The organism is Escherichia sp. KCJ4928, assembly GCF_004352695.1.
In the GTDB taxonomy this organism is placed as follows: Bacteria; Pseudomonadota; Gammaproteobacteria; order Enterobacterales; family Enterobacteriaceae; genus ECMA0423.
Genome location: NZ_SJWV01000236.1, coordinates 1 through 5,006, shown reverse-complemented (window position 1 = coordinate 5,006; position 5,006 = coordinate 1). Strand labels below are relative to the sequence as shown.

The following is a 5,006-nucleotide window of genomic DNA, read 5'->3' as shown; positions in this document are numbered from 1 at the left end:
TTATTAACCATAAAATAAAACGCCTACATCTTGAAAATTCTGCCTCCCCCCCAAGATCAAAAAAGATACAACACGATAAGGTGAAAGTATGTCCAGAGCAGAATTACTGCGTGATATTGAAGCAATTATTTCTGGGGCAGGCTTTGAGCTAAGTAACTCAGAAGCTCCGATGACGTTTAAAAAAATGTCAGTTATCCTGGTCTGATCGCGGGAAAGAATGAAATAGCCCACTTCCTGTTGTTCACTAATACCGGTACCGTTCAAATAACGGCTAAATGGCAGGAAGTGAGTGGTACCGCAATAGAGAAGCTAGGCCACACAGTTCTTGATGCACAACACACACAACATCAGAGTTATTTCGTTGTCTGTGGCGGAGGAAAGCTGGTAACAAGAGCCATTGATTACTTAAACGCCCATCGAACATTAGCTCCTCGTCTTAGAGCAATGCAAGTAAAAGAACTGGAATCAGCATTGGAAGAAATCATCTAAGGCCCTACGGGGCTTTTTATGTCTGAAATTTCGAGCACTTCTCCTCGAAAGGTGTCACGTATTGCGTAGAAAATATTAGTTAATTGTGTAAATATTGGCCTATTCTGCCTTCCCTTCTTCCAGAATTTTATAAACCGTAGAGCGGGCTATACTTAACTGACGGGCAATTTCTGTTGCTCCTGTACCTTTCTGGTGCAACGCCAGCACAGAACCTCTGTAAGCGCCCCATCTGCGACGTCTTGTGAAAATTGTCCTGTCTGGCAACAATCGCGCCCATCTATATAGATGGACACGAACGATGAATTCCCAGACAAAAAAAGATATTCCCTGCTTCCGTTCTTATTTGCCTGATGCTCTGCGTTTAAGATTTGAAGATAAACTGACCATCCGGGCCATCGCTCAGCGTCTAGGTCTCAGTCATTCCACAATACATACGCTTTTTCAGCGATTTATTGCATCCGGTATCGCATGGCCATTGCCCGATTCAGTTTCATTAGCTCAGCTTGATGCCATCCTTTATGCCAACAGAAAGAAGGAATTAACAGAGCCTCAAATCAGCGAAGGCACATGGCGAAAAGAACGGCGAGCCAGCTACAGCCGTGAATTTAAGGTTCGTCTGGCTAAGCAGGCATTACAGCCCGGTGCTGTTGTTGCCCGGATCGCCAGAGAGCACGGTATCAATGATAACCTGCTGTTTAAATGGAAAAGCCAGTACGAGGACGGCTTACTGAGCGATGATGACATACAGGAATGCATGCCTGTCCCGGTGGCTCTGACTGATACGCCAGAGCCGACCAGACCAGTTACAAATCCCTTCTGGCGTAACAAGCCTGATGAGTGCCCTGAGAGTGATCCCGGAAACGTCCCACGGTGCGAGCTGCATCTTAAATCAGGTGTGGTAAAACTGTTTGACCCTCTCACTCCGGAAATGTTACAGGCGCTAATCCGCGAAATGAAAGGAGGTACCCGATGATAACGCTGCCAACCGGTACCAGAATCTGGATCATCGCTGGCATCACAGATATGCGTTGTGGCTTCAACGGCCTGGCTTCGAAGGTGCAGAACACGCTGAAAGATGACCCGTTCTCCGGGCATATCTTCGTCTTCCGGGGCCGCAGTGGCAAAATGGTGAAAATACTGTGGGCCGATCGTGACGGGTTATGCCTGTTCGCCAAACGCCTGGAACGGGGCCGCTTCATCTGGCCGGTAACCCGGGAAGGGAAAGTGCACCTGACGCCAGCTCAGTTATCCATGCTACTGGAGGGGAGCGCGTGGCAACATCCCAAACGGACAGAACGGCCTGGCATCCGGATATAACCCGTGATAAAACAGGGGAATGAACAACACACTCCCCGACGACATCGAGCAACTGAAGGCCCTGCTGATCGCACAGCAGGCTGTTATCGTCCGTCTGTCTGGTGAAATAACCGGCTATGCCCGCGAGATCAGCTCACTCAGAGCGCTGGTCGCTAAACTGCAGAGAATGTTGTTCGGTCGCAGCAGCGAGAAAAGCCGCGAGAAGATAGAAAAGAAGATCGCACGGGCAGAAACGCGTATAACCGAGCTCCAGAACAGGCTTGGTGAGGCGCAGTTGCAACTCACCTCAATGGCCGGAGAGACAGCGCCGAAAACATCAGACTCTCCCGTCCGCAAAGCACTTCCGGCAACACTTCCCCGTGACAGGCAGGTTATCTCCCCGGCAGAAACCGAATGCCCCGTCTGCAGCGGCAAACTGAAACCGCTGGGAGAAAGCATCTCTGAACAACTGGATATCATCAACACCGCGTTCAGGGTAATCGAAACGGTTCGCCCAAAACTGGCCAGCAGCCGGTGCGACTGTATAGTTCAGGCTCCGCAGCCACCAAAACCCATCGAGCGCAGTTACGCCAGTCCGGCTCTGCTGGCCCGCATAATCATGGCTAAGTTCGCCGAGCATCTGCCGCTGTACCGTCAGTCGGAAATCTATGCCCGCCAGGGCGTGGAGCTGCACCGCAATACAATGGGGCGCTGGGTTGACATCATGGGAGAGCAGCTTCGCCCGCTGTATGATGAACTGAAGCACTATGTGCTGATGCCGGGTAAAGTGCATGCCGATGACACGCCGGTAAATGTACTGGAGCCGGGTCAGGGTAAAACCCGTACCGGACGGCTGTGGGTCTATGTTCGTGACGATCGCAACGCCGGTTCGACCATGCCGGCAGCGGTGTGGTTCTCATACTCTCCCGACCGCAAAGGCATCCACCCACAGCAACATCTGGCGGACTACAGAGGTATCCTGCAGGCCGATGCATATGCGGGTTACAATGCTCTTTACGAAAGCGGTCAGGTAACCGAAGCGGCTTGTATGGCACATGCCCGACGCAAGATCCACGATGTACATGTCCGCCATCCAACGACAGTAACGGGAGAAGCGCTCCGTCGTATCGGGGAACTGTACGCTATCGAGGCTGAGATCCGCGGCAGTCCGGCAGAAGAGCGACTGGCGGTCAGAAAAGCCAGAACGGTACCGCTAATGCAGTCGTTGTATGAGTGGCTCCAGGGGCAGATGAGCACGCTGTCGCGCCACTCGGATACAGCGAAAGCGTTCACCTATCTGCTGAAGCAATGGGACGCTCTGAACGAATACTGCCGCAATGGCTGGGTGGAGATCGACAATAACCTGTGTGAAAACGCCCTCCGGGTAGTTGCACTGGGGCGGCGTAACTACATGTTCTTCGGCTCTGATGGTGGAGGCGAGAGTGCGGCAGTGATGTACAGCCTGATCGGTAGCTGCAAACTTAACGGAATCGAGCCGGAAACGTGGCTACGCCACGTGATCAGTGTAATCAACACCTGGCCTGCCAACCGCGTGAAAGAGTTGTTGCCCTGGAATGTCACTCAATCTGTAAACTAATTTTTACCCCACGTCCTTCACGGTGCGCTTACCTTGAGATAGATGCCCGGACAGGATTTACACATGAGTTTGCACATGTCAGTGAATCTGGTGCTCGAGCGCAAGATTTGCACATCAGTTTATGTGCGGTATTGATGGCTGAAGCCTGTAATATCGGACTGGAGCCGCTGCTAAAGCACAATATACCAGCACTGACCCGTCATCGGCTCAGTTGGGTGAAACAGAATTACCTTCGTGCAGAAACGCTAGTCAGCGCCAATGCCCGCCTGGTTGATTTTCAGTCCACACTGGAGCTTGCTGGTCGTTGGGGAGGTGGAGAAGTGGCATCAGCTGACGGCATGCGTTTTATCACACCAGTGAAGACTATCAACTCAGGATCTAACAGAAAATATTTTGGTTCTGGACGAGGCATCACCTGGTATAACTTCGTATCTGATCAGTACTCTGGTTTTCATGGCATTGTGGTACTCGGTACATTACGGGATTCGATTTTTGTACTGGAAGGACTTCTTGAGCAGCAGACAGGGCTGAATCCAGTTGAGATCATGACAGACACTGCGGGTAGCAGCGATATTATTTTCGGTCTGTTCTGGCTACTGGGGTATCAGTTTTCCCCCCGGCTTGCCGATGCAGGTGAAGCGGTGTTCTGGCGGGTGAATAAATCGGCAAACTACGGAGTACTGGATAAGTTGGCCCGAGGATATGCAGATCTGTCAAAAGCGGAGAGTCAGTGGGATGAGATGATGCGAACCGCTGGTTCGCTGAAGTTGGGTACAATTCATGCGTCAGAACTTATTCGCTCTTTACTGAAAAGCTCGCGCCCATCAGGACTGGCACAGGCAATTATGGAAGTAGGGCGTGTAAACAAAACGCTATATCTCCTCAATTATATTGAGGATGAAGATTATCGTCGGCGGATCCTGACGCAGCTCAATCGAGGAGAAGGCCGCCACGCTGTGGCTCGTGCGATTTGTTACGGACAACGCGGAGAGATCAGAAAGCGTTATCGTGAAGGGCAGGAAGATCAACTGGGGGCTCTGGGCCTGGTTACTAATGCAGTGGTTCTGTGGAACACGCTCTATATGCAGGAAGTGTTGAGCTGGATGCGCCGTAATGGAGAAGAAATTATAGATGAAGATATCGCTCGGCTATCTCCCCTGATGCACGGGCACATCAATATGTTGGGCCATTATACATTCACACTGCCAGAGGATATTTTAAAAGGAGAGCTGAGAGCTCTAAATTTAAATATAAACAACGAATTATCTCCTTAACGTATGTTTTCGTTCCATTGGCCCTCAACCCCCGGATACTGATTATTGATGATATGAACGGCCCACCGGCCTGTTGAGGAACCTGTGAAACGGAAAGGCTCATTGAAGCCGTATATTTTCTTGAGGTTCATCAGGCGCGGAACTCATCGAGGCGCGGGAATAAAATCCCATTCAGACGCCGGATAGATTCAAGCAAGCCCACTTATCGTCAAAATCGGTGTTGCAAAAACGGGAGTGACCATAGATTCCGTTTTCCAAGCGGCCCCCTCCTATAGCCATCGCAATATCACGCCCTGAAGCACCACCAGAAACAGAATCTAATTCATTTAGAGTCAGAGTTCTCATATGAT

Annotated in this window: 4 protein-coding genes and 3 pseudogenes; 5 read left to right on the top strand and 2 right to left on the bottom strand. The window is 50.8% G+C overall.

What is annotated here, in order from left to right:
* Window positions 1–237 precede the first annotated feature (237 nt).
* Window positions 238–489: a PD-(D/E)XK nuclease superfamily protein gene (locus tag E0D98_RS28545; RefSeq protein WP_252157285.1), complete on the top strand. Its 252-nt coding sequence runs from the start codon at window positions 238–240 to the stop codon at window positions 487–489.
* Window positions 490–588: 99 nt separating this feature from the next.
* Here E0D98_RS28545 and E0D98_RS21285 read toward each other — a convergent pair.
* Window positions 589–696, bottom strand: a pseudogene (locus E0D98_RS21285) (helix-turn-helix domain-containing protein); the annotation flags it as partial.
* A 91-nt stretch (window positions 697–787) separates the two neighbouring features.
* Here E0D98_RS21285 and tnpA point away from each other — a divergent pair.
* From tnpA to E0D98_RS21265, 4 genes and pseudogenes are all read left to right on the top strand, one after another.
* On the top strand, window positions 788–1,462 hold the full coding sequence (tnpA, locus tag E0D98_RS21280) for an IS66-like element accessory protein TnpA (RefSeq protein WP_050877122.1): 675 nt from the start codon (window positions 788–790) through the stop codon (window positions 1,460–1,462).
* Window positions 1,459–1,806 carry an IS66 family insertion sequence element accessory protein TnpB gene (gene tnpB, locus E0D98_RS21275; protein WP_000631723.1) on the top strand — a complete coding sequence of 116 codons (348 nt, stop codon included), beginning with the start codon at window positions 1,459–1,461 and terminating at the stop codon, window positions 1,804–1,806. Before tnpA ends, tnpB begins: the two co-directional genes overlap by 4 nt.
* A 19-nt stretch (window positions 1,807–1,825) precedes the next feature.
* Complete coding sequence (locus E0D98_RS21270) at window positions 1,826–3,382, top strand: IS66 family transposase (protein ID WP_001066416.1); 1,557 nt, start codon at window positions 1,826–1,828, stop codon at window positions 3,380–3,382.
* Between the two features lie 32 nt (window positions 3,383–3,414).
* A pseudogene (locus E0D98_RS21265) lies at window positions 3,415–4,656 on the top strand (Tn3-like element ISEc63 family transposase); the annotation flags it as partial.
* 267 nt (window positions 4,657–4,923) lie between these two features.
* On the opposite strand, the pseudogene cvaC reads toward E0D98_RS21265, so the two are convergent.
* Window positions 4,924–5,001 (bottom strand): annotated as a pseudogene (gene cvaC, locus E0D98_RS21260) (colicin V); the annotation flags it as partial.
* Window positions 5,002–5,006 lie beyond the last annotated feature (5 nt).

What these genes read in the sequence shown, in the direction of transcription:
- tnpA (WP_050877122.1), top strand. Translation starts at nt 788, where the DNA reads ATGAATTCCCAGACAAAAAAAGATATTCCCTGCTTCCGTTCTTATTTG.
- tnpB (WP_000631723.1), top strand. Translation starts at nt 1,459, where the DNA reads ATGATAACGCTGCCAACCGGTACCAGAATCTGGATCATCGCTGGCATC.
- E0D98_RS21270 (WP_001066416.1), top strand. Translation starts at nt 1,826, where the DNA reads ATGAACAACACACTCCCCGACGACATCGAGCAACTGAAGGCCCTGCTG.